Genomic DNA, 23,707 nt, shown 5'->3' on the forward strand with positions numbered 1-23,707 from the left:
CCGCCGGCAACTCAGGTGCCGCGCGGCTTCACGCGCCTGGTCGGCAGCGCGCTGGCGGGATCTTCCGGCCAAGGATGGCGCGGATAGCGGCCGCGCAGGTCGGAACGGACGGCGGCATAGCTGCCGCGCCAGAAGCCGGGCAGATCGCGCGTCACCTGCACCGGCCGCTGCGCCGGCGACAGCAGTTCCAGCACCAGCGGCACCGCGCCCCTGGCGATCGAAGGATGGGTGTTGAGCCCGAACAGTTCCTGCAGCCGGACGGCAATGGTCGGGCCCTGCTCGGCCTCGTAATCGATCGCAAGCTGCGTTCCGGTCGGCGCCTCGAAATGCGTCGGCGCCTCGCGATCGAGCCGGGCGCGCAAATCCCACGGCAGCAGCGCCATCAGCGCGTCCGACAGGTCACCGGCCGACAGATCCTTCAGCGCGGTCTTGTCGTAGAGCGCGGGTACCAACCAGGCGTCGGCGCGTGCAGCGAGCGCGGCGTCGGACAGATCAGGCCAACTGTCGTCCTCGGCCTTGCGCAGGAACATGACGCGGTCGCGCCATTGTTTCGCTTGCTTCGACCACGGCAGGCGGTCGAGACCCACAGCGATCAGGCCGTCGGCGAACTCCCGCGCGGTCTCGGCAGATGGCTTGAGCGGCATCGGCGATTCCGAGAACGTGATCGCATGCAGCGAACGGCGGCGGCGCGCGCGCAGTGCCATCGCGCCGCGGTCGAACGTCACCTCCTCCACATTCTCGATCTGGTCAGCGAAGCGCTGCTCGATCTCGTCCTGGGTGATCGGCGCCGCCAGCAGGATGCGGCCGCTCGCGGCCGTGCCGGTCAGCTCGGCGACCGCGATATAGGGTAGCCGCGCCAGCGCCGCGGTCTGCTCGACCGCCGCGCCGCGGCCGTTAGCGAGCACGAAGCTGCCATTGCCGCGGTTCTTCGCGACCCGGTCCGGAAACGCGAAAGCCAGCATGACGCCGGTCGAAAGGTCTGCGTTAGGGACGCGAGAGCGGTAGGGCTCCCCTCCCCCTTGCGGGGAGGGGTTGGGGAAGGGGGTGGCCCCGGGAGAAACTGCCCGTGTGGCCCCCTCTCCCCGACCCTCCCCCGCAAGGGGGGAGGGAGAAGTAAGTGCGTCCTCGTTTGCCTTCACCTGCGAGGCCCAGCGCGCGGCCATGCTGCGCGCGCTCGAGGCACGCGGCGAGCGGTCGCGGCGGAACTGGTCGAGCCTGACGTCGAGATCGACGCTGTCACCGCCGAGCCCGCGCTCGGTCAGCACGGCGGCGATCTCGGCCGCCTCCTCGCTCATGCCGAAGCGGGCGGAATCCACGATCATGCGTGCCAGCCGCGGCGGCAGCGCCAGCGCGCGCAGGCTCTTGCCTTCCTCGGTGATGCGGCCGTCTGCGTCGAGGGCGCCGAGTTCGGACAAGAGCGATCTCGCTTCCTTCAGCGCCGGTCCCGGCGGCGGATCGAGGAAGGCAAGGCCTGCGGGATCGCTGACGCCCCATTGCGCGAGGTCGAGCACCAGCGATGACAGATCGGCGGAGAGGATCTCGGGCGCGGTGTAGGCCGGGAGCGACGCGGTCTGCGGCTCGTCCCAGAGCCGGTAGCACACCCCGGGCTCGATACGGCCGGCGCGGCCGCGGCGCTGATCGACCGCGGCGCGCGAGGCCCGCACGGTCTCGAGCCGGGTCAGCGCCGTGTCAGGCTCGTAGCGCGGCACCCGCGCGAGGCCGGAATCGACCACGATGCGCACGCCCTCGATGGTCAGCGAGGTCTCGGCGATCGAAGTCGCCAACACCACCTTGCGAATGCCCTTCGGGGCTGGCGCGATGGCGCGGTCCTGCACGGCGGCATCGAGCGCGCCGAACAGCGGCACGATCTCCACTGAAGCGTCGTGCACGCGCTCAGCGAGGAAGGTTTGGGTGCGGCGGATCTCGGCTGCGCCCGGCAGGAAAGCGAGCACCGAGCCGGCATCGGTACGCAGTGCGGTCGCGATCGTCTCGGCCATCTGCCGCTCCACCGGCGCGTCGACCTTGCGGCCGACATAGCGGGTCTCGACCGGAAAGGCGCGGCCCTCGCTCTCGACCACGGGCGCATCGCCGAGCAGCTTTGCGACCCGCGCGCCGTCGAGCGTTGCCGACATCACGAGGATGCGCAGGTCCTCGCGCAGGCCGGTCTGCGCGTCGCGCGCCAGCGCAAGGCCAAGATCGGCATCGAGCGAACGCTCGTGGAATTCGTCGAACAGCACGGCGGCAATGCCGTCGAGCTCGGGATCGTCGAGGATTTGCCGCGAGAAGATGCCCTCGGTGACGACCTCGATCCGCGTCGCCCGCGACACCTTGGAGCCGAAGCGCACCCGATAGCCGACGGTCTCTCCGGGCCGCTCACGAAGCGTCTTGGCCATCCGCTCGGCACTGGCGCGTGCAGCGATGCGGCGCGGCTCCAGCACGATGATCTTTTTGCCTTTGGCCCAAGGCGCGTCGAGCAGCGCCAGCGGCACGCGCGTGGTCTTGCCGGCGCCGGGCGGCGCGACCAGCACGGCGGCGTTGTGGCGATCGAGCGTGCGGTCGAGCTCGTCGAGCACGGCGTCGATCGGCAGCGGGCTATCGAATTGGTGCGGCAAGGAGTCTCATCGCGGCGGCGCTCGGCCGGGCTTGCGTCCTGTGGTTAACGAACGTCGGATTCTCTTGGGATTTCCAAGCCTCTTAGACCATTCGCCCGGTCCAGGGAACCGGGGACAGGGCCGACGTTCGCTGGCACATCCTTTGTATTGATAAAGGAGAAAGCAACCGATCGGGCCGATGATGGCGCCGATCACGCCGAAACGGGACAAGGATGGCTACAAACGGCACAGTCGCTGCGACAGATCGTTCCACCGGGAGCGTGAGCGCGCGTGTCGATTGGGTCGATTATGCCAAGGGCATCTGCATCATCATGGTCGTGATGATGCACTCGGTGCTGGGGGTCGAGAAGGCCGCCGAGCAAACCGGCTTCATGCACTATGTCGTGATGTTCGCAAAGCCGTTCCGGATGCCGGACTTCTTCCTGATCTCGGGGCTGTTCCTGTCTGTGGTGATCGACCGCGACTGGCGCACTTATCTCGACCGCAAGGTGATGCACTTCGCCTATTTCTATGTGCTGTGGGTGACGATCCAGTTCGGCTTCAAGGCGCCGTCGCTGGCGGCCGAGACCGGTTGGGCCCAGGTCGGGCTGCAATATCTCGAGGCCTTCATCGAGCCGTTCGGCACGCTGTGGTTCATCTATCTGCTGCCGATCTTCTTCGTCGTCGCTAAGCTCACCCGCAATGTCCACCCGCTCGTCATCTGGCTGATCGCGGCAGCGCTGGAGAGCGCGCATGTCACGACCGGCTGGACCGTGATCGACGAGTTCTGCGCCCGCTTCGTCTATTTCTTTACCGGCTATGCCCTGGCCGGTTACGTGTTCGCGCTGTCGGACCGCGCGCGGGCACGGCCTGCGCTCGCCCTGCCCGGGCTTGGGCTGTGGGCCCTCGTCAATGGCGGCCTGGTTGCGCTCGGGGTCAGCGAATGGCCGGTCGTCTCGCTGGCGCTCGGCTTTGCCGGCGCCTGCGCGATCATCGTGACCGGCACGCTGCTGGCGCGGGCGCAATGGCTCGGCTTCCTGCGCTTCTGCGGCGAGCACTCGATCGTGATCTATCTGGCCTTCTTCCTGCCGATGGCCGCGACCCGCACGGTTCTGCTGCGGTTCGACGTCATCCCCGACATCGGCCTGATCTCGCTGATCGTTACCGCGGCCGGCGTCGCCGGTTCGCTGCTGATCTGGCGGCTGGCGCTGGCGGTACGGGCCAATTTCCTGTTCGAACGGCCCGACGCGTTCTGGATTGCCCCGAAAAAGGCATCGCCCGCTTTGCAGGCGGCCGAATAGGCCCAGGTAGTGCCGAAAGTCATAAGCCGGATTCGTTCCCACAGCGGCCGGATTCGGCCGCTGCTATTTTCCGTGCATTGAAATGACAGGCTTTTTGCCCGCGAATGTTTCGTCGTTCGGCCGGCGACGAAACAATTCTCCCGGTCATGAAACCATTTTCCGCTTTTGGCGCAGACATCCGGAAACCGGCGCTAACTAGCTTTCTCTCAACGAACCGCCGCCCAACGGCGAACTGGGAGCCTGTCATGCCGAACGTCATCGCCATTAACTCTGCAGCCGAGAAGCATATCGACGCTGCTCGCGCGACCTCGGATGAAATGCTGCTCGCGCGTATCGCCAAGAACAACCGCACCTCGATGCACACGCTCTATGCCCGTCACAACGTCCGGGTTTACCGCTTCGTGCTGCGCATGGTGCGCGACACCACCATGGCCGAGGACCTGGTCAGCCAGGTGTTCCTGGACGTCTGGCGCACCGCGGCCCAGTTCGAAGGCCGCTCGCAGGTCTCGACCTGGCTGCTCTCGATCGCCCGCTTCAAGGCGCTGACCGCGCTGCGCCAGCGCAAGCACGAGGACATCGACCAGGACGACGTGCTGGAGATCGCCGACGGCGCCGATACGCCGGAAACCTCGCTCGATCGCGCCACCACCAGCGAGATCCTGCGCGCTTGCGTCGCCAAGCTGTCGCCGGCGCATCGCGAGATCATCAACCTGGTCTACTACCATGAGAAGTCGGTCGAGGAGGCCGGCCAGATCATCGGGATCCCGCAGAGCACGGTGAAGACCCGCATGTTCTATGCCCGCAAGCAGCTCGCCGATCTCCTGCGGGGTGCCGGCGTGGACAGCGTCGCGGCATAAAGCGAAGCAGATACAGATAGTTAAGGGAGATCGAGGAACCCGGGCAATTGTCCACGAAGCCAAAAAAGTTCGGCGACGAAACAATTGAAACAATCGACGACATCACCCGGAAAAACACGATCCCTATACCCATATCCAACGACGCAACCCCAACCCAAGTGACTGACTCAGTTTCGAGACTTCCCTAGTTCTAACCTCCCAAGTAAACCTCCAACGACCCGGCCGGGATGCCCCCCAGCCGGGTCGCTCTGTTTTCGGCGCGTGGTCGTGAGGCCGATCACGGCACGTCTCACACGGACGTGACGGCGCTCCGCCGTAACGGCCGGACCGTCCTTTCGAAGACCATCATGCGTACCCGGCACGGCCCTCTGGCGCGCCGGGACTTCTGATGGACGGATGACGATGCTCAGCCTTGCCCCTGCCCTTACCCTGGCCCTGCTTGCCGGTGTCGCCACCGTCGCCGCCCCTTGCACCCTGCCGATGCTGCCGATTCTGCTTGGGGTATCGATAGGCCAGACCGGCAAGGCGCGGCCTGCGATGATCGCGCTCGGCTTCGTAATGTCATTCTCTGCGGTGGCATTGCTGCTGAGCGCGATCACGCGCGCCTTCGATTTCGATCCCAACCTGCTGCGCACCGGCGCGGCCGTCCTGCTCGCCGGCTTCGGCCTGCTGATGATCTGGCCGGCGCCATTCGAATGGCTGTCGATCCGGCTCAGCGGTGCCGCGGGCAGCCTCAGTCAGGCCGCGCCGTCGCAGAGCCTGTTCGGCGGCTTCGTGCTCGGCACCACGCTTGGCCTGGTGTGGACGCCGTGCGCCGGCCCGGTGCTCGGCTCGATCCTGACCATCGTCGCGACCTCTGGGGATACGGCGTGGGCGAGCCTGCAGCTCGTCACTTACGCGATCGGCGCCGCGATCCCGATGCTTGCCATTGCCTATGGCGGGCAGGCCGTCACCACCCGCGTGCGCAGCATGGCGCGGATCGCGCCGCGCCTGCAGCAAGGCTTCGGCGTCGTGATCATCGGCTTCGCCGCGCTGTCCTACCTGCAATACGACACGCTGATCGTGGCGTGGCTGACCCAGTTCTATCCCAACGGCCAGATCGGCCTGTGAGCTCACAAGGAGAGATCGATGTCCCTGCGCTTGATTGCTGTATCCGCTCTGGTCGCCGGCCTTGGCCTCGGCGGCGCCGTGATCCCCGGCCTCTGCACCGAATCCGACGCGCCGGCGCAACCGGTGCCGCGCGCGGTCGCCATGACCACCGAACAGAGCCAGACCGCGCCCGAGTTCGCCGGGATCAGCAACTGGTTCAACTCGCAGCCGCTGAAGCTCGCCGACCTGCGCGGCAAGGTCGTGGTGGTGGATTTCTGGACCTATGGCTGCGTCAACTGCGTCAACACACTGCCGCACGTCACCGAACTTTATTCAAAGTACCGGGATCGCGGCCTCGTCGTGATCGGGGTCCATACGCCTGAATTCCCGTTCGAGCATTCGGCCTCCAATTTGCAGGCGGCGCTGAAGCGGCACGGCATCCTCTATCCGGTGGCGCAGGACAACAATTCGCTGACCTGGAACGCCTACCACAACGAGTATTGGCCGGCGCAATACATCATCGACCAGAACGGCAAGATCGTCTTCCAGCATGCCGGCGAGGGGCGGTACGAGGAGATCGACCGCACCGTCGCCCGGCTGCTCAACGCCAATAGCTGATTAGACAATCCGCCCAGTGTTGTCGTCACACCTGACGTGGTAGGGTCCACGTCAGGTCGACGGCAGGTGGTGGATCATGTTCGAAGGCTGGGATGCGGTCGTACTCGCCCGCGCGCAATTCGCTTTCACGATGTCGTTCCACATCGTGTTTCCTGCATTCTCGATCGGACTTGCGAGCTATCTCGCGGTGCTGGAGGCGCTTTGGCTGATCACCAAGCGCGAGGTCTACATCAACCTGTTCAATTACTGGCTGAAGATCTTCGCGGTCGCGTTCGGCATGGGCGTGGTCTCCGGCATCGTGATGTCCTACCAGTTCGGCACCAACTGGGCGTCCTTCGCCGACAAGACCGGGCCGGTGATCGGCCCGATGATGGCCTATGAGGTCTTGACCGCATTCTTCCTCGAGGCCGGCTTCCTCGGCGTGATGCTGTTCGGCCTGTCGCGGGTCGGCCCGCGGCTGCATTTCGTGGCGACCCTGATGGTCGCGATCGGCACGCTGATCTCCGCGTTCTGGATCCTGTCGGCCAATTCCTGGATGCAGACCCCGGCCGGTCACGCGGTCAATGCCGACGGCCAGTTCGTCGCCGCCGACTGGCTCAAGGTGATCTTCAACCCGTCCTTCCCCTATCGCCTGGTGCACATGGTGCTGGCGGCCTACCTCACCACCTCGCTGGTGGTCGGCGCGGTCGGCGCCTGGCACCTGCTGCGCGACCAGCATCTGGCGGGGGCGCGCGTGATGTTCTCGATGGCGATGTGGATGGCGACGCTGGTGGCGCCGATCCAGATCCTGGCCGGCGACCAACACGGCCTCAACACGCTGGAGCACCAGCCCGCCAAGGTGATGGCGATGGAAGGTCACTTCCAGAGCCACAAGGACGGCGCGCCGCTGATCCTGTTCGGCTGGCCCGACGAACGCGATGCCAAGGTGAAATACGCGATCGAGGTGCCGAAGCTGTCGTCGCTGATCCTGAAGCATTCGCTCGACGCACCGCTCGCCGGCCTCGACACGGTGCCGCGCGAGAACTGGCCGCCGGTGCCGATCACGTTCTGGGCGTTCCGCATCATGGTCGGGCTCGGCTTCCTGATCATGGGGCTCGGCCTGTTCAGCCTGCTGATGCGCTGGCGCGGCATGATGTACCAGTCACAGCTGCTGCATCGCTTCGCGGTGCTGATGGGCCCGGCCGGCTTCATCGCGGTGCTCGCCGGCTGGATCACCACCGAGACCGGGCGGCAACCGTTCACGGTCTACGGGCTGCTGCGCACGACGGATTCCGCCTCGCCGCTGGCGGCGCCGGCCGTGGGTTCCTCGCTGATCGCCTTCATCATCGTCTATTTCGTCGTGTTCATCGCGGGCGTGATCTACATCCTGCGGCTGATGGCGCAGCCGCCGCATCCCGGCGAACAGGGCCCGACCAAGGACCTTCCCGCCCGCGCGGCCGGCATCACGCCGGCGGCAGGCGCCGCCGTGGAGGGCGCGCGATGATCGACCTGACCACGATCTGGGCCTTCATCATCGCCTTCGCCGTGTTCGTCTATGTCGTGATGGACGGCTTCGACCTCGGCCTCGGCATCCTGTTTCCGCTGTTCCCGCAAAAGACCGATCGCGACGTGATCATGAATACCGTGGCGCCGGTGTGGGACGGCAACGAGACCTGGCTGGTGCTCGGCGGCGGCGGCATGATGGCGGCGTTTCCGCTGGCCTATGCGGTGCTGATGCCGGCGCTCTACACCCCGATGATCGCGATGCTGCTCGGCCTCGTATTCCGCGGCGTCGCCTTCGAATTCCGCTGGCGCACCCAGAAGGCGCGCAACAAATGGGATCTCGCTTTCGCCGGCGGCTCGCTGGTGGCAACGCTGGCGCAGGGCATCGCGCTCGGCGCCATCCTGCAGGGCATCCATGTCGAGGGACGACACTATGCCGGCGGCTGGTGGGACTGGCTGACGCCGTTCAGCGTCCTGACCGGCATTGCGCTCGTGATCGGCTATGCGTTGCTCGGCGCGACCTGGCTGGTGATGAAGACCGAAGGCTCGCTGCGCGACCGCGCCTACCAGCTGAGCTGGATCCTGCTGGTCGCGATGCTGTGCGCGATCGGTGCCGTCAGCATCGCAACGCCGTTCCTGGCCGTACAGTACACCCAGCGCTGGTTCGCCTGGCCCAACATCGTCCTCACCGCGCCGGTGCCGATCGCGGTCGCCGCAGTCACGGCGCTGTTGCTGCGCGCGCTCAGCAACAGGAACGACCACCAGCCGTTCTTCCTGACGCTCGCCCTGTTCGCGCTGTCCTATGCCGGGCTCGGCATTAGCATGTATCCGTACATCGTGCCGCAGAGCATCACGATCTGGCAGGCGGCGGCGCCGGCCAACAGCCAGATCTTCATGCTGTTCGGAGTCTCGATCCTGGTGCCGCTGATCCTCGGCTACACCGCCTGGGCCTATTGGGTGTTCCGCGGCAAGGTGCGGCCCGGCCACGGATATCATTGATGCCGCCCGATCCCGGTCAGCGGCCGCTCAGTCAGCGCCTGCTGTGGTTCGTCGTGCTCTGGCTCGGCGGCGTCGGCACGGTGGCGCTGGTCTCGTTCGCGTTGCGGCTCTGGATCGCGCCGAAATGAGGCGGCCCGCGCCGCGCGCCGCCGTCCCCGACGACAAAAAACGGAAGCATTACAGTGATATAGTGTGACGCCCGCCCTAAACTTGCCATCAAGCTGCCGCTGAGATTTGATGCTTCCGAACCTGATTTGGGTGGAGCAACCATTGGCTGCTTGCCAACAAGGAGAGCTTTGCATGACGAAACTTCGTCACCTGGTCTGGATGTTGATTGCCACAGGTGCGCTCGTGCTGTCGACGTCGCAGGGCTTCGCCCAGAGCCGCCCCGATGCCGACGAGCCGGGCCTGATCGCCGACGACAGCTACCAGCTCGATCCGGAATGGCAGAAGCAGGTCGTGTACTACCGGACCAACGAGGCGCCGGGCACCATCATCGTCTCCACCGCCGAACGCCATCTCTATCTCGTGCAAGGCAATGGCCGCGCGCTGCGCTATGGCATCGGCGTCGGCCGCGACGGCTTTCAGTGGCAGGGCCTCGTGACCATCACCCGCAAGGCCGAGTGGCCGGATTGGGTGCCGCCGCCGGAAATGATCGCCCGCCAGCCCTATCTGCCGCGCTTCATGGCCGGCGGCCCGGGCAATCCGCTCGGCGCCCGCGCGATGTATCTCGGCACCACGGTGTACCGCATCCACGGCACCAACCGGCCCGACACCATCGGCACCGCGATCTCGTCCGGCTGCTTCCGCCTGGTCAACGCCGACGTCGCCGATCTCTACAACCGCGTTCCCGTCGGCACCAAGGTGATCATCCGCCAGAAGCCCGAACTCTGATCCCGACCCCGCCTTCGATATCCGACCCGCTTTTCCCCCGATCATTCGCGAGAGAGAACCCATGCGTACATTTCGAGGCGGCCTGACGATCGGGCTCGCGGTCGCCGCGCTCGTTGCGGCCGCCGCCATCACCTATGAGCGTTACGACACCCGCACGCTGAAGCGCACCGTCCGCCGCGGCGACGTGCTGTGCGGCGTCAACAAGGGCCTGCCGGGCTTCTCGATCCCCGACGACAAGGGCAACTGGACCGGCTTCGACGTCGACTTCTGCCGCGCGGTCGCCGCGGCGATCTTCGACGATCCGTCGAAGGCGAAGTTCGTGCCGCTCGATGCCAGCGAACGCTTCAAGGAGCTGCAGAACCGCAAGGTCGACATCCTCTCGCGCAACTCCACCTGGAGCATGTCGCGCGAGACCAATTACGATCTCTATTTCCCGGCGGTCGCCTATTATGACGGCCAGGGCTTCATGATTCCCCGCGCGCGCAACATCGATTCCGCGCTCGACCTCAACGACAGCAAGGTCTGTGTGCAGGCCAACACCACGACGCAGCTCAACCTCGCCGACTATTTCCGTGCCAACAACATGAAGTACACGGAGATGAAGTTCGACAAGCTAGACGATGTCGTGAAGGCCTATGATTCGGGCCAGTGCGACACGCTGACCTCGGACGCCTCGCAGCTCTATGCGCTGCGGCTCAACCTCTCCAAGCCGAACGACCACACCATCCTGGCCGACATCATCTCCAAGGAGCCGCTGGCGCCGGTGGTCCGGTTGCGCGACGACGACTGGATGATGATCGTGAAGTGGACGCTCTACGCCATGATCAACGCCGAGGAGCTCGGCATCACCTCGAAGAACATCGACGAGGCGCTGAAGTCGAAGAAGCCCGAAGTGATGCGGCTGGTCGGCACCGAAGGTTCCTATGGCGAGGATCTCGGCCTGACCAAGGACTGGGCGGTGCGCATCATCCGCCACGTCGGCAATTACGGCGAAGTCTACGACCGCAACGTCGGCGCCGATTCCAGGCTGAAGATCCCGCGCGGCATGAACCAGCTCTGGAACGCCGGCGGCGTGCAATACGCACCGCCGATCCGGTGACGCTATTCCGTCATTCCGGGATGCGCCGATAGGCGCAGGCCCGGAATCCATCAAGCCGCAAAGCTGGTGGCGCCATGGATTCCGGGCTCGCGCTTCGCGCGCCCCGGAATGACAATCAGTACCCTTTGCCGCTCGCCAGCTGGTCGGTGTGGAAATTGCTGTCGCCGAACAGCTCCTGGCAGACCCGGGCGCGCTTCATGAAGAAGCCGATGTCGAACTGGTCGGTCATGCCCATGCCGCCATGCATCTGCACGCCCTCCTGCACAGCCAGCGTTGCCGTGGTGCCCGCGCGCGCTTTTGCCACCGCGACCGCATGCGCGGCCTTGTCGAGATCGGTATCGAGCGCCTGCAACGCCTTCAACACCGCGGCGCGGGTGATCTCGATATCGATGTAGAGCTGGGCGGCGCGGTGCTGCAACGCCTGGAATTCGCCGATCGCCTTGCCGAACTGCTTGCGCTCCTTGAGATAGGTCACGGTGCGGCCGAACACCTCGTCGGAGAGACCGACCATTTCGGAGGCGACCGCACCGCGGCCGATATTGAGCACGCCCTCGAGCAGCCCAAAGCCCTGATCGACCTCGCCGAGCACGCTGTCGGCATTGACCTCGACATTGTCGAACACGATCCGCGCCGCGTTGTGCGAATCGACCATCGCGGTGCGCTCGACCGCGAGCCCCTTCGCCTTCGGATCGACCAGGAACAGCGTCAACCCGTTCCTGTCGCCGGCGCTGCCTGCGCTGCGCGCGGCAACGATCAACAGATCGGCAGTGTGGCCATCGACCACGAAGGCCTTGTCACCCGACAGCTTGAAGCCGTTGCCGGCGCGCACAGCCTGCAATTTGGTCTGCAGCGGACGATGCTTGGCGCCTTCATCGATCGCGAGCGCCGCGAGCAGCGAGCCGTTGGCGATTTTGGGCAGATGCTGCGCCTTCTGCGCCTCGCTGCCGCCGCGCGACAGTGCGGAGGCCGCGAGCACCGAGGTCGCAAGGAACGGCGACGGCATCAAGGTGCGGCCGATCTCTTCCATGACGATGCCGGCCTCGACGCAGCCGAGCCCGCTGCCGCCGAACTGGTCCGGCACCAACAGGCCGGAGAAGCCCATCTCGGCAAAGGTTGTCCAGAGCTCGCGCGAGAAGCCGGTCGCGTCCTTGTTGTCGCGCAAGGACCGCAGATGCGCCACCGGCGCCTTGTCGCTGATGAGACCGCGCGCACTGTCGCGCAGCATGGATTGTTCTTCGGTGAGGACGAGGGCCATGGAGAATCCGATCTAACGTTCGAAGCTGATATGTCTAAGTTCGTCATTCCGGGATGGCCCGAAGGGACAGGCCCGGAATCCATAACCACGATCTGGGGTTATGGATTCCGGGCTCGCGACTGCGTCGCGCCCCGGAATGACGGGTGGAAAGACCGCGTCACGCCCCCGGCAGATCGAGGATGCGCTTGGCGACGATGCCGAGCATCACCTCCGAGGTGCCGCCCTCGATCGAGTTGGCCTTGGTGCGCAGCCAGGCGCGCGGGCGGGCGCCGCCTTTCGAGCGATCGCTCTCCCATTCCAGCGCGTCGATGCCGCCGGCGGACATCAGGATCTCGTAGCGGCGCTTGTTGAGCTCGGTGCCGTAATATTTCATCGCCGAGGAGAATGCCGGATGCGACTGCCCGGCCTTGGCGAGATCGACCGCGCGCTCCGCGGCCGCGGCGAGCGCCGCTTCGTCGACTTCGAAATTCGCGATCTGGCTGCGCAGCTGCGCGTCGTCGAGCCTGCCTTGCGCATCCGCGCCGACCGAGTCGGCGGCGATCTGGCCGAGCGGACGGCCGACGCCGCGCTCGCCCATGCCCGAGATCATCGCGCGCTCGTGCTGCAGCAGGTACTTCGCGACATCCCAGCCGCGATTGACGGTGCCGACGACATGCGACTTCGGCACGCGGACATTGTCGAAGAAGGTTTCGCAGAACGGCGAATAGCCGGAGATCAGCAGGATCGGTTTGGTCGACACGCCCTTCGAGGTCATGTCGAACAGGATGAAGCTGATGCCGTCGTGCTTCTTGGCCGCAGGATCGGTGCGCACCAGGCAGAAGATCCAGTCGGCATAGTTGGCGTAGGAGGTCCAGATCTTCTGGCCGTTGATGATGTAGTCGTCACCGTCGCCGACCGCGCGGGTCTGCAGCGAGGCGAGGTCCGAGCCGGCGTTCGGCTCGGAATAGCCCTGGCACCAGCGGATCAGGCCCGCGGTGATCTTCGGCAGATGCTCCTTCTTCTGCTCCTCGGTGCCGTATTTCAACAGCGCCGGCCCGAGCATCGAGATGCCGAACGAGGTCAGCGGCGCCCGCGCGCCGATCGCCGCCATCTCCTGGCGCACGATCTTGGCTTCCTCGCCGTCGAGGCCGCCGCCGCCATACTCCTTCGGCCAATGCGGCACGGTCCACCCCTTGTCGCGCATCCGCTCGAACCAGACCCGCTGCGCGTCCGACGAGAATTTCGCATTGCGGCCCCCCCAGAAGGTGTCGCCATCCGAGGTCATCGGTTTGCGCATCTCGGCCGGGCAGTTCTGCTCCAGCCAGGCGCGGGTCTCTGCGCGGAATTTCTCGAGGTCAGCCATGGTGCGTTTCCAGTCAAATTCGACGAATTGGATTCGACCTTAGACCTACGCAGCCGCCGAATTCAATATGCCTCGCGGCCGCGCCATGCTCTGGCGTCGCTACTCACCTTGCGCGATCGGGTGTATCGCCGAGACGGGGTAACGGTTGAAAAACAAGAGGAAACGGACATGCGGCTGAAACTGCTTTCGCCTAGCGAAATGAACGCCGCCCAGAAAGAAACCTACGACGAGTCGATCGCCGGCAAGCGCGGCGCGCCACCGGCGCCGATGATGGCCTGGCTGAACAGTCCGGAGATGGCGCGGCACGCCACGCGGCTCGGCGAGGTCTTGCGCTTCGACACGATCTTTCCGCCAAAATTGTCGGAGATCGCGATCCTCGTCACCGCGCGGCACTGGACCGCGCATTACGAATGGTATGCCCACAAGCGCCTCGCGCTGAAGGGCGGGCTCGATCCGAAGATCATCGAGGACATCCGGGTGCGCCGGACGCCGACCTTCGACGACCCCAAGGCCAGGATGATCTACGACGTCGCCAAGGCACTGCACGAAGGTCACGGCCTGCCGAAGGCACTGTATGACGAGGCGATCGAAGTGCTGAGCCAGCGCGGCCTGGTCGAGGTGATCGGCCTCTGCGGCTACTACACGATGGTCTCGATGACGCTGAACACGTTCGAGTTCCAGCTGCCCGGCGGCGAACTGTCGGAGCTCTGCTAGATCCGGCCGGAAGTGGCGCCATCCGGAAACGCTGCGTTTCCGGATGGATTGCTCCGGCCCCGGCAAATCCGCACTATATCAGGCGGCGAAGCCTTGCCGCTGACGGCAGGGCGTTGATGCCACCGGAGCCAGCTCATGCCTGAAAATCCCCCCATCGTCGCGGGCACGCGGATCGGGCATGTCCACCTCAAGGTCGCCGATCTCGAGCGCGCGCTCGGCTTCTATTGCGGCGTGCTCGGTTTCGAATTGCAGCAGCGCCTCGGGACCGATGCGGCCTTCATCTCGGCCGGCGGCTATCACCACCACATCGGCCTCAACACCTGGGAGAGCAAGGGCGGCCGCCCGCCGCCGCCCGGCACCACCGGCCTGTTCCACACCGCCATCCTCTATCCGACCCGGCCGGCGCTCGCTGACGCGCTGCATCGGGTGCTGTCGGCCGGCATCCAGCTCGACGGTGCCAGCGACCACGGTGTCAGCCAGGCGCTCTACCTGCGCGATCCCGACGAGAACGGCGTCGAGCTCTATTGGGACCGCCCCGAAGCCGAATGGCCGCGCAGCGCGGACGGCAAGCTCTCGATGTTCACGCGACGGCTGGACCTCGAGGATTTGCTGAAGCAGCGGGCGGCATAATTCCGCGACCCGATAATTCCGTAGCTCGGATGAAGCGAAGCGAAATCCGGGATCTCGTTTCGCGGGGGCATATCCCGGATTGCGCTCAGCTCCATCGGGCTACCAGGATGACGACAGCCGCCCGATCCAGCCGGCCGCGTAGAGCCCGCCACCGAACACCGCATGTGTCACGAGACTTTGCAGCCGCGCGGCCCATGGATGGGGCGTGCGGCTCGCGGCAATGCCGGCGCCCATTGCGGGCTGCATCACCAGGAATGGCGCGGCCACGCTGCCGATCCCAACGAGCAACGCCGGACCGATGGTCGGCTGCCGCGCCCAATCGAGGCCGAAGATCGCAAGCAGCAGCCCGGCGAAGCCGATCCCTATCAGATAATGCGCGATCCATCCGATCACCCGTTCGCCGGTGACCTGCGGCGAGGCGGCGATGCGATCGTGACGCAGGCGTCCGGATGCGAGATGGCCGAGCCAGCGGCCGACCAGGGCATAGTCCAGCGACGGGACGCCAAGCAGATGCGCGCGGACCATCCCCCAGATGTCCATCACAATGGTCGCGCCGGTCCCAATCAACGCCGCGCTCGCCAGGTATTCCACGGCGTCAGCCATGAGCAGCGCCGTTCCGGCATTTGAGCTGCTCGTCGTCGACCTGCGATGCGGCATCCATGCTTCTTGATCCTGCTTGCTGCCTGCGGCGGGCAGGCGATAGGCTGCACACTGCCAGTTCAAGTGAACTTGAGGTCAAGAGGCGTGAGGGACATCGACATCGCGGAGGTTGCGGAACAGTCGGGCGTGCGTGCCTCGACGTTGCGCTTCTACGAGGAGAAGGGGCTGATCGCCTCGCATGGACGGCGCGGGCTGCGCCGCCTGTTCGATCCGGGCGTGCTGGACCGGCTGGCGCTGATCGCGCTCGGCCGCGCCTCCGGCTTCTCGCTCGACGAGATCGGACGGATGTTCGCGCCTGACGGCAGGCCGCGGATCGACCGGAAGATGCTGGCGGCCAAGGCCGACGAGCTCGACCGCACCATCCGCCGCCTCAACGCGATGCGCGACGGCCTGCGCCACGCCGCCGTCTGCCCGGCGCCGAGCCACATGGAATGTCCGACCTTCCGCCGCCTCCTGCGGGTCGCGGCGGCCGGGAAGATGGAGGCACCGAAGAAGACGAAGAAGTCACGTCGAAAATCATAACCGGCGTTGCTGGCTTCGGCCGCGGGTCATGATCGTCACCGCCGCGATCAGTTCGAGGCCGATGCAGCCGTAGAACGGCAGCGTGTAGCTGCCGGAGAGATCGTGCAGCAGCCCGATCACGCCGGGGCCGAACGCATAGGTGATCTGGTTGATGGCGGTGATCAGGCTGACCAGCACGCCGAACGCGCGCGGATCGAATTCGCGCTGCACGATCAGCGCCGGCAGCGTGATCAGATTGCCGACCGAGAAGCCGAACAGCGCGCAGGCCGCGATCTGCACGACGTCATTGTGCACGTTGATGATGAGAGCCAGCGCGATCGCCTGGCTGACAAAGGACAACGCCGACGCCAGCCGCTGGTTGAGCTGGTCGATCACGAAGGAGAAGGAGACCCGGCCGACCACGGCCATCGCGGTCAGCAGCGCCATTGCCACCGTGGCGCGCTCGCGGCCGATCACCTGGTCGAGATAGGCGATCAGATGCACGATGAAGCCGACCTGGGCGAACAGCACCAGCGCGAAAGCAATCGAGACCGAAAGGAAGCGGATGTCGCGCAGTGCCCGGGCGCGCACCTGCGTCGCCGACGGCGCATCGGCAGCCGCTGAAGTCACCGCGTGCAGATGCGCCGGTGGCCGCCCGACGAAGATCAGGATGACCGGCACCATGATCACGACCAGCAGCCCAGCTGCCGCGATCATCGCGCCGGAGAAGCCGAATGCGCCGATCCCGGCGACCAGCAGCGGCACGCCGACGATGCCGCCGAAGCTCGCGCCGTTCAGCGCCAGGCTGATCGCCATGCCGCGCTTCTTGTCGAACCACAGGCCGAGCGTGTTGGTGATGATGCCGAGGCTGGTGCCGGCCCAGCCGACCGCCAGCAGCGCGTCGGCGAGATAGAGCTGCCACGGCTCGCGCACCTGGCCGATCGCGACCGCCGCGACCGCCATCGCGAAGGTGCCGGCGATCAGGCAGCTGCGCGCGCCGAACGCCTTGATCGCCTCGCTGACGAAGGCGACCAGCGCGGCACCGAACAGATAGAAGAAGGTCGTGCCGGACGAGACCAGCGAGGCCGGCCAGCCGTGCTGCTTGTGCAGCTCGGCGACATAGACGCTCTGGCCGTAGAAGCCGAGACCCCAGCCGAAGGTCGCCAGCAGGAAGCAGACGGCGACGATGCGCCAGCCTTCGTAACCGAGCGAGGATTCGTCAGTTCGCGTGGGTGAGGATGCGTCCATTTCTTGCTCTTGCTTCCGACATCGTCAGGACCGGATTATCCGTTCTCACGATGTAAGGAGCCGCGCAAGCCGGTCACTTCGAAACGGATCGAAGTGTCAGCAGCTGGCAGGAGCATGATCCGAAAAAGCGCGAAGCGGCCTTTTGAAGGATCATGCTTGGAAAGCTTCAGATGCTTGGATCCGGGATTTCTTCCAACGCGCGCAATTTCGCCCGCCGCCTGGCGAACGAGGCGAGCGACAGCACGGCAAGGCCGAGCAGAACAGGCGGAAACACCACCCAGTTGACTGCGTTCCAGCCGTAATGCGCCAGCAGCTGGCCGGATGAGAACGAGCCGATCGCCATCATGCCGAAGACGAGGAAATCGTTGAACGCCTGCACCTTGTTGCGCTCCTGCGGGCGATGCGTTTCCAGCACCAGCGCGGAGGCGCCGACGAAAGCAAAATTCCAGCCGACGCCGAGCACGAACAGCGTCGCCCAGAAGTGCGGCGCCGTGATACCCGACAACCCGATCATCGCGGCCACCGCCTCCAGCGCCAGCCCGAGCGCGACGATGCGAGGCGCGCCGAACCGCGCGATCAGCGAGCCGGTGAAGAAGCTCGGGCCGTACATCGCCACGATGTGCCACTGGATGCCGAAATTGGAATCGCTGACCGTGAGCCCGCACATCTTCATGGCGAGCGGCGCCGAGGTCATCACCAGGTTCATCATCGGATAGGCGATCACGCCGCACAGCGCGGCGGCGATGAAACGCGGCTGTTTGGCGATCTCGAGCAGCGGACGGCCGCCATGCAGATCCGCGGCCGCGGGCTTCGGCGCGTCGACCCCCGACAGCACCGCCATCGCCACCAGCGCGACCAGTGCCTGCATCACGAAGGAGAACGCGAACAGATAGGGCGGCCAGATGTCCATGGTCCATTGCACGAGCTGCGGCCCGAGCACGCCGGCGAACACGCCGCCGGCCATCACCCACGACACCGCCTTGGGCCGGAACGCGACGCTGGCGCCGTCGGCCGCCGCGAAGCGATAGGACTGAGCGACGGCGCCGTAGAGCCCGCCGAGGAAGGTCGCGCCGCAGAACAGCCAGAACGAGGAGTGCAGGATCGCGAAGGCGCCGAGCGCGCCGGTGAGCGTGCCGCAGAAGGTGCCGACGATGAAGGCTGTGCGCCGTCCATAGGCGCGCGAGATCGCGCCGGTCGGCAGCGTGCCGGCGGCCAGGCCGAGCACATACATCGAGAGCGGCACGGTGGCGAGCGAGACGCTCGGCGCCAGCGTCGCGCCGACGATCGAGCCGGTGGCGAAGATCACCGCCGAGTTGGCGCCGGTCAGCGCCTGCGCCGCCGCAAGCCGCCAGACATTGCCGCGCGCCCGCGCGTCATCGCTGGTCTCATCCGCTGCTGTCACGTCGATCATCGGCATTCCCGCATCGAAGCCCCGGCGGGAGCCTCCAATCGCCGGCACTATGGAGAGCGGGTACGGGCCGATCAACCGGCGCAAACGGGCGCAGGCCATGCGGGAGGCGCACGCGCGATGGCCTGGTCGAATACTCTCCGACGTCGTCCTGGCGAAAGCCAGGACGACGTCAAGTGTATTCCAACGCGCGTTGCCTATCGCACAGGCTTCTTGCCCGGCCGCTTCTCGGCGCGCAGCGCGCCGGTCTTGTGCACCTTGGAGCGTGGCTCGACGAAGGTTGCTTTCGCGATGCCGGGCGCCCATTCCAGCGCCAGCGAGGCAGCGAAGCCGAAGAAACTTGAGCGGCTCATGCCAATCGAGGCCGCGTGCTTGTCGATCCGCGTGATCAGGCTTTTCGGCAGATAGACATTCACCCGCTCGGACGGATCGGGCGGATCGACGCCGACCATGAAGAAGGCGGCGACATCGGAGCCCTTGGGCGGCACGATCCGCTCGATCGGCGTCGGCTCCGGCAGCGCGCGGCCCTGCTCGGCCCAGCCGTCCACCGTCTGCGCCAGCGCATGCTCGGCGCGCTCGATCGCCTCCTCCTGCGACTTGCCGCCGGCGACGCAGCCGGGAAAATCGGGAAACCATGCCCCGAACGCGCCGCGCGGACCGCGCTCCAGCACAGCCGGATAAAGCCGCCTCTTCATTCTGGCCTCCGTCGTTTAAGTATGCTATTTCACACACCTTGGTGTGTCAAATGACACATGAAGGCAAAGGGAGCGCCGTGATGGACCCGCAAGCCGAACTCCGCATCGTCCGCGGAGCCTATGCCAAGCAGATCCTGGCCGCCGCCAACGTCGCCGATGCGCGGCTGACCGCGGCCTTTGCCGCCATCCCGCGCGAGGACTTCGTCGGCCCGGGACCTTGGCTGATGCTGCGGTGGTGGAACGGCAACTACATGCCGACGCCCGATGCCGACCCGGTCTATCTCTATACCAACGATCTGGTCGCGTTGCTGCCCGAGCGTCGCCTCAACAACGGCCAGCCGTCGCTGCATGCCTATCTCATGCACCAGGCCGCGCCAGCGGCCGGCGAGCATGTGGTGCATGTCGGCACGGGCACCGGATACTACACAGCTCTGCTCGCGCATCTGGTCGGACCATCCGGCCGCGTCACCGGCATTGAATATGACCCGGAGCTTGCAGCGCGCGCCAGCGCCAATCTCGCTCCTTACGAGAATGTCGCGATCATCGCGGGCGACGGCACGCAGGTGGAGTTCGGGCCGGCCGACGTGATCTACGTCAATGCCGGCTGCACCCGGCCCGCCGCGCGCTGGCTCGACGGCCTCGCCGAGGGAGGCCGCCTGATCCTGCCGCTGACATCGGATGAGGGCTTCAAGGGTGGCGCGCCGGAACAGGTGGCGCGATCCGGCGCCGTGTTCCGGGTCCGACGCGAAGGCGCAGGCTATCAGGCCGCCTGGATATCGCCGGTCGCGATCATTCCCTGCGATGGCGGTCGTGACGAACGATCGGAAAAAGCCTTGGCCGAAGCCTTCACCCGCGGCGGCTGGCAGAAGGTGACGCGACTGTACCGCAATGCCGACGTCCCCGACGACGGTTGCTGGCTGCGTGGAGATGGATGGTGCTTGGCTTACGATTGAGCCGGAAATCGCCCGACCTGTAGGATGGGTAGAGCGTAGCGAAACCCATCAATCGGCGCCTCAATCAAGCATGATGGGTTTCGCTTCGCTCTACCCATCCTACGCTTGAGCGGCATCCTTCCGCACGAACATCAGGATCAAATTGTTGGCCGGCATCTCGAAGCTGCCGCCAAGCTTCAGCCCGACTTGCTCCGCAAGCGCCTCGACGTCGGCGATGTCGCGCACACCCCACTCGGCGTCGCGCTCGCGCAGCGAGGTGTCGAACACGGCATTGCTGAGCGCTGTGTGCTTGCCGCCGCGCTTGAACGGGCCATAGAGGAACAGCCGGCCGTCGGCGCGCAGGTGCCGCGCGGCGCCGGCGAACAGGCCTTCGGCGACGCGCCACGGCGCGATGTGGATCACGTTGGCGCAGAAGATCGCGAGCAGCTTGTCCGGACCTTTGCCGTCTGACGGCGCCGGCGACCAGGCCGGATCGGACAAATCGATCGGCTGCGGCGGCCGGATGTTGGCGAGCCCGGCGTGGACGCGCCAGGCCGCGATGCTGCGCAGATGCGCGGCATGGAGGTCGCTCGGCCACCAGGTGATGTCGGGCGTCCGGCCGGCGAAATAGACGACATGCTGGCCGGTGCCGCTGCCGGCCTCCAGCACGTCACCGGATTGGCCGGCGAGGAAATCCTTCAGCACCGCCCAGATCGGCTGATGGTTGCGGTGGAAGGCCGCCGCATCGAGCCGCCCATCCGCTTCGACCGGCCGCCCGTCTTTGCCGAACTCCACCACGAACTCCGCCACCGCGCTCTCCTTACGCCTCAACCGCACTCAACCGCACCAACATGGCAGGTGGAAGGCTCAGGGGACCACTCCAGTTCCGGACCACCACGCTGTCATTAACCCCGTCGCAACGCGCCTATTCTCCAGATTGCCAGCCGATGGCCTTTGTGCTTTCCACTCTTTATATTGCGATGGGATCATCGAGATTGAAGCCCGGGAAACGTCCTTGATCGCCACTTTCTCCAAGCCAGCCTTCGTTCTGGCGCTGCTGGCCGGCACTGCTATGGCTGCGTCCGCGCAAGCCCAATCCGCCGCCGAAGGCCAAAAGCTCGCCTTCGACCGCGGCAAGGGCAATTGCCTGACCTGTCATGTCATCAAGGGCGGCGAGCTGCCCGGCACGATCGGCCCCGAGCTGACTGGCCTCAAGGCGAAATACAGCCGCGACGAGCTGATCGCGATCGTCACCGATGAGACCAAGCGCAACCCGCAGACCGTGATGCCGCCGTTCGGCCGCAACCGAATTTTGAGCGAGAAGGAAATCGACGCGGTGGTGGACTTCCTGCAGACCCTGTGACGCCGCGACCGCTTGAGGAGATTTCGATGAACATTGCGACCAACGAATATTCCGAAGCGCGCCGCCTGCTGCTGAAGGGCGCGGGCGTCGCCGCACTGGTCGGCCTCGGGGTGATCCCGTTCGACGTGCCGCGGGCGCTCGCCGCCGCCAACGACAAATATCCGGAAGATGCGTTCAAGCAGAAGACCGTGGCGGACGCGATCAAGGCGCTCTACGGCAAGACCGCCGAGCCTTCGGACAAGGTCAAGATGGACGCGCCGGAGATCGCCGAGAACGGCGCAGTGGTACCGATCTCGGCCACCACGACGCTATCAGGCGTCACCTCGATCTCGTTCCTGGTGAGCGAGAACCCGATCTCGCTGGTCGCATCCTACAAGATTCCGGACGGCACGCTGCCGAGCGTCGGCAACCGCATCAAGATGGCCAAGACCAGCAACGTCGTGGTGCTGGTCGAGGCCGACGGCAAGCTCTACAGCGCGACCAAGGAAATCAAGGTCACCGTCGGCGGCTGCGGCGGCTGATCGCACGCTAAACAACAAGGAAGCAAACCGATGGCATCGAGCATTCGCGTGCGCGCCACCTCGAACGGCGACACCACCGAGGTGCAGGCGCTGATCCAGCATCCGATGGATTCCGGCTTCGTCAAGGACGCCAAGGGCGAGATCATCCCGCCGCATTTCATCCAGGTGCTGACTTTCGAATATGACGGCAAGCCGGTGTTCGTCGCCGACTGGGGCGGCGGCGTGTCCAAGGACCCCTATGTCAAGTTCGCCTTCAAGGGCGGCAAGAAGGACGGCGAACTCAAGGTCAGCTGGGTCGACAACAAGGGTGCGACCGACGCCACCACGGCGAAGATTCAATGACGCGGCGCCTCGTAATCCGCGCCGCGTTCGCCGCGCTCACGCTCGGCGTGCTGGCGCTCGCGCCGGCACGCGCGGCCGACAGCGTCGATCCCACCGCCGACAAGGCCGCGTTCCAGAAATTCTTTACCACCAAATTCCCCAAGCTGAAGCTCGAGGATTTCGTCAACGGTCCCTATTCGATGAACGAGGACCTGCACAAGCAATGGGAAGAGAAGGAGCAGTTTCCGCCCTACGAGTTCTCGCTCGAAGCCGGCAAGGAGATGTTCTCGACGCCCTTCAAGAACGGCAAGACCTACGCCGACTGCTTCCCGAACAAGGGCATCGGCATCCGCCAGACCTATCCCTATTTCGACGAGAAGGAAGGCAAGGTCGTCACGCTCGAGCTCGCGCTCAACCGCTGCCGCGAGGCCAATGGCGAGGCGCCGTTCTCCTATGTGAAGGACGACATGGCGGCGCTCACCGCCTACATGGCCTTCACCTCGCGCGGCAAGCCGATGGACATCAAGATCCCGAACGATCCGCGCGCGCTTCAGGCCTACCAGAAGGGCAAGGAATATTTCTATACCCGCCGCGGCCAGCTCAATTTCTCCTGCGCCACCTGCCACATCCAGAGCCCGGGCGAACGGATCCGCGCCGAGGTGCTGGCGCCGGCGCTCGGCATCTTGAACGCGATGCCGATCTACCGCTCGGAATGGTCGGGCATGGGCACCACCAGCCGCCGCTTCACCACCTGCAACAGCCAGATCCGCGGCGTGCCGCTCGATCCGCAGGACGACGAATACCGCAACCTCGAATATTATTTGTCCTATGTCAGCAACGGGCTGCCGATTTCGGGGCCGGGAGCACGGCCATGAGGACGGTCATGCGAGCCATCTTCGCCGCATCGGCCCTGCTGACCACAGCCGGGAGCAGCGCCCTTGCCGCCTCCGAGGCCGATTACAAGGCGGCCTATGCCGCGGCTGAAGCCGCCAACAAGGAAGCCGGCTCTCTGCGCAACCAGTGGACCACGACAGCTTCGACGCTCGCCGCCGCAAAAAAGGCCGGCGAGGCTGGTGATTTCGACACCGCAGTCGCCCAGGCCAAGGAGGCCGAGGCGCTGGCAAAGGCATCGATTTTCCAGGCGACCAGCGAAAAGGAACGCTGGAAGGACATGGAAGTTCGTTAAA

26 protein-coding genes are annotated in these 23,707 nt (G+C 65.7%); 18 read left to right on the plus strand and 8 right to left on the minus strand.

Annotated elements, in window-relative coordinates; translation table 11 throughout:
- Nucleotides 1–11 precede the first annotated feature (11 nt).
- The gene (gene hrpB, locus JQ507_31000) at nucleotides 12–2,612 is read right to left on the minus strand and encodes an ATP-dependent helicase HrpB (protein QRI69249.1); all 2,601 of its coding nucleotides are present in this window, start codon (nucleotides 2,610–2,612) and stop codon (nucleotides 12–14) included.
- A gap of 212 nt (nucleotides 2,613–2,824) precedes the next feature.
- On the opposite strand from hrpB, the gene JQ507_31005 reads away from it, so the two are divergent.
- The 9 genes from JQ507_31005 (at nucleotide 2,825) to JQ507_31045 (ending at nucleotide 10,930) form a co-directional block, all read left to right on the plus strand.
- Nucleotides 2,825–3,892, plus strand: a complete 1,068-nt coding sequence (locus JQ507_31005) for an acyltransferase family protein (GenBank protein QRI69250.1) — start codon at nucleotides 2,825–2,827, stop codon at nucleotides 3,890–3,892.
- Nucleotides 3,893–4,137: 245 nt separating this feature from the next.
- A complete protein-coding gene (locus JQ507_31010) occupies nucleotides 4,138–4,749 on the plus strand; it encodes a sigma-70 family RNA polymerase sigma factor (protein ID QRI69251.1) in 612 nt (203 codons plus the stop codon).
- A gap of 402 nt (nucleotides 4,750–5,151) precedes the next feature.
- Nucleotides 5,152–5,859, plus strand: a complete 708-nt coding sequence (locus JQ507_31015; protein ID QRI73590.1) for a cytochrome c biogenesis protein CcdA — start codon at nucleotides 5,152–5,154, stop codon at nucleotides 5,857–5,859.
- Nucleotides 5,860–5,877: 18 nt separating this feature from the next.
- Nucleotides 5,878–6,456: a thioredoxin family protein gene (locus JQ507_31020; protein ID QRI69252.1), complete on the plus strand. Its 579-nt coding sequence runs from the start codon at nucleotides 5,878–5,880 to the stop codon at nucleotides 6,454–6,456.
- 76 nt (nucleotides 6,457–6,532) lie between these two features.
- Nucleotides 6,533–7,939, plus strand: a complete 1,407-nt coding sequence (locus JQ507_31025) for a cytochrome ubiquinol oxidase subunit I (GenBank protein ID QRI69253.1) — start codon at nucleotides 6,533–6,535, stop codon at nucleotides 7,937–7,939.
- A complete protein-coding gene (gene cydB, locus JQ507_31030; GenBank protein ID QRI69254.1) occupies nucleotides 7,936–8,937 on the plus strand; it encodes a cytochrome d ubiquinol oxidase subunit II in 1,002 nt (333 codons plus the stop codon). The genes JQ507_31025 and cydB overlap by 4 nt, the downstream gene beginning before the upstream one ends.
- On the plus strand, nucleotides 8,937–9,065 hold the full coding sequence (locus tag JQ507_31035; protein QRI69255.1) for a DUF2474 domain-containing protein: 129 nt from the start codon (nucleotides 8,937–8,939) through the stop codon (nucleotides 9,063–9,065). The genes cydB and JQ507_31035 overlap by 1 nt, the downstream gene beginning before the upstream one ends.
- 172 nt (nucleotides 9,066–9,237) lie before the next feature.
- Nucleotides 9,238–9,831: a L,D-transpeptidase gene (locus tag JQ507_31040; GenBank protein ID QRI69256.1), complete on the plus strand. Its 594-nt coding sequence runs from the start codon at nucleotides 9,238–9,240 to the stop codon at nucleotides 9,829–9,831.
- Between the two features lie 61 nt (nucleotides 9,832–9,892).
- A complete protein-coding gene (locus JQ507_31045) occupies nucleotides 9,893–10,930 on the plus strand; it encodes an amino acid ABC transporter substrate-binding protein (protein QRI69257.1) in 1,038 nt (345 codons plus the stop codon).
- A 115-nt stretch (nucleotides 10,931–11,045) separates the two neighbouring features.
- On the opposite strand, the gene JQ507_31050 is transcribed toward JQ507_31045, so the two are convergent.
- On the minus strand, nucleotides 11,046–12,185 hold the full coding sequence (locus JQ507_31050) for an acyl-CoA dehydrogenase family protein (GenBank protein QRI69258.1): 1,140 nt from the start codon (nucleotides 12,183–12,185) through the stop codon (nucleotides 11,046–11,048).
- Between the two features lie 157 nt (nucleotides 12,186–12,342).
- A complete protein-coding gene (locus tag JQ507_31055; GenBank protein ID QRI69259.1) occupies nucleotides 12,343–13,527 on the minus strand; it encodes an acyl-CoA dehydrogenase family protein in 1,185 nt (394 codons plus the stop codon).
- Nucleotides 13,528–13,695: 168 nt separating this feature from the next.
- Here JQ507_31055 and JQ507_31060 point away from each other — a divergent pair, with 168 nt between their 5' ends.
- Both JQ507_31060 and JQ507_31065 read left to right on the plus strand, forming a co-directional pair.
- Nucleotides 13,696–14,241, plus strand: coding sequence for a carboxymuconolactone decarboxylase family protein (locus tag JQ507_31060; protein QRI69260.1), 546 nt, complete (start codon nucleotides 13,696–13,698; stop codon nucleotides 14,239–14,241).
- A gap of 135 nt (nucleotides 14,242–14,376) precedes the next feature.
- A complete protein-coding gene (locus tag JQ507_31065; GenBank protein ID QRI69261.1) occupies nucleotides 14,377–14,871 on the plus strand; it encodes a VOC family protein in 495 nt (164 codons plus the stop codon).
- A gap of 99 nt (nucleotides 14,872–14,970) precedes the next feature.
- Here the strand turns inward: JQ507_31065 and JQ507_31070 are convergent, their stop codons facing one another.
- Complete coding sequence (locus JQ507_31070) at nucleotides 14,971–15,474, minus strand: DUF2938 domain-containing protein (protein ID QRI69262.1); 504 nt, start codon at nucleotides 15,472–15,474, stop codon at nucleotides 14,971–14,973.
- Between the two features lie 141 nt (nucleotides 15,475–15,615).
- On the opposite strand from JQ507_31070, the gene JQ507_31075 reads away from it, so the two are divergent.
- The gene (locus JQ507_31075) at nucleotides 15,616–16,053 is read left to right on the plus strand and encodes a helix-turn-helix domain-containing protein (protein ID QRI69263.1); all 438 of its coding nucleotides are present in this window, start codon (nucleotides 15,616–15,618) and stop codon (nucleotides 16,051–16,053) included.
- Here the strand turns inward: JQ507_31075 and JQ507_31080 are convergent.
- The 3 genes from JQ507_31080 to JQ507_31090 all read right to left on the minus strand — a co-directional run bounded on the left by JQ507_31080 (nucleotide 16,048) and on the right by JQ507_31090 (nucleotide 19,383).
- The gene (locus JQ507_31080; GenBank protein ID QRI69264.1) at nucleotides 16,048–17,280 is read right to left on the minus strand and encodes an MFS transporter; all 1,233 of its coding nucleotides are present in this window, start codon (nucleotides 17,278–17,280) and stop codon (nucleotides 16,048–16,050) included. The genes JQ507_31075 and JQ507_31080 overlap by 6 nt on opposite strands.
- A 166-nt stretch (nucleotides 17,281–17,446) precedes the next feature.
- On the minus strand, nucleotides 17,447–18,691 hold the full coding sequence (locus tag JQ507_31085) for an MFS transporter (protein QRI69265.1): 1,245 nt from the start codon (nucleotides 18,689–18,691) through the stop codon (nucleotides 17,447–17,449).
- A 194-nt stretch (nucleotides 18,692–18,885) separates the two neighbouring features.
- On the minus strand, nucleotides 18,886–19,383 hold the full coding sequence (locus JQ507_31090) for a type II toxin-antitoxin system HicB family antitoxin (GenBank protein QRI69266.1): 498 nt from the start codon (nucleotides 19,381–19,383) through the stop codon (nucleotides 18,886–18,888).
- An 80-nt stretch (nucleotides 19,384–19,463) separates the two neighbouring features.
- Here JQ507_31090 and JQ507_31095 point away from each other — a divergent pair, with 80 nt between their 5' ends.
- On the plus strand, nucleotides 19,464–20,336 hold the full coding sequence (locus JQ507_31095; protein ID QRI69267.1) for a methyltransferase domain-containing protein: 873 nt from the start codon (nucleotides 19,464–19,466) through the stop codon (nucleotides 20,334–20,336).
- Between the two features lie 99 nt (nucleotides 20,337–20,435).
- Here the strand turns inward: JQ507_31095 and JQ507_31100 are convergent, their stop codons facing one another.
- Nucleotides 20,436–21,125, minus strand: a complete 690-nt coding sequence (locus JQ507_31100) for a DUF938 domain-containing protein (GenBank protein QRI69268.1) — start codon at nucleotides 21,123–21,125, stop codon at nucleotides 20,436–20,438.
- A 262-nt stretch (nucleotides 21,126–21,387) separates the two neighbouring features.
- Here JQ507_31100 and soxX point away from each other — a divergent pair, with 262 nt between their 5' ends.
- From soxX to JQ507_31125, 5 genes are read left to right on the plus strand one after another with little or no spacing between them, the layout of a single operon-like run.
- Nucleotides 21,388–21,678, plus strand: a complete 291-nt coding sequence (gene soxX, locus JQ507_31105; protein ID QRI73591.1) for a sulfur oxidation c-type cytochrome SoxX — start codon at nucleotides 21,388–21,390, stop codon at nucleotides 21,676–21,678.
- Nucleotides 21,679–21,704: 26 nt separating this feature from the next.
- Nucleotides 21,705–22,199 (plus strand): thiosulfate oxidation carrier protein SoxY, encoded by a 495-nt coding sequence (gene soxY / locus JQ507_31110; GenBank protein QRI69269.1) that lies wholly within the window; start codon nucleotides 21,705–21,707, stop codon nucleotides 22,197–22,199.
- A gap of 30 nt (nucleotides 22,200–22,229) precedes the next feature.
- Nucleotides 22,230–22,541, plus strand: a complete 312-nt coding sequence (soxZ, locus tag JQ507_31115; GenBank protein ID QRI69270.1) for a thiosulfate oxidation carrier complex protein SoxZ — start codon at nucleotides 22,230–22,232, stop codon at nucleotides 22,539–22,541.
- The gene (soxA, locus tag JQ507_31120) at nucleotides 22,538–23,395 is read left to right on the plus strand and encodes a sulfur oxidation c-type cytochrome SoxA (protein ID QRI69271.1); all 858 of its coding nucleotides are present in this window, start codon (nucleotides 22,538–22,540) and stop codon (nucleotides 23,393–23,395) included. The genes soxZ and soxA overlap by 4 nt, the downstream gene beginning before the upstream one ends.
- Nucleotides 23,392–23,706 (plus strand): hypothetical protein, encoded by a 315-nt coding sequence (locus JQ507_31125; protein QRI69272.1) that lies wholly within the window; start codon nucleotides 23,392–23,394, stop codon nucleotides 23,704–23,706. Before soxA ends, JQ507_31125 begins: the two co-directional genes overlap by 4 nt.
- Nucleotide 23,707 lies beyond the last annotated feature (1 nt).

Source organism: Bradyrhizobium sp. PSBB068, assembly GCA_016839165.1.
Classification (GTDB): domain Bacteria; phylum Pseudomonadota; class Alphaproteobacteria; order Rhizobiales; family Xanthobacteraceae; genus Bradyrhizobium.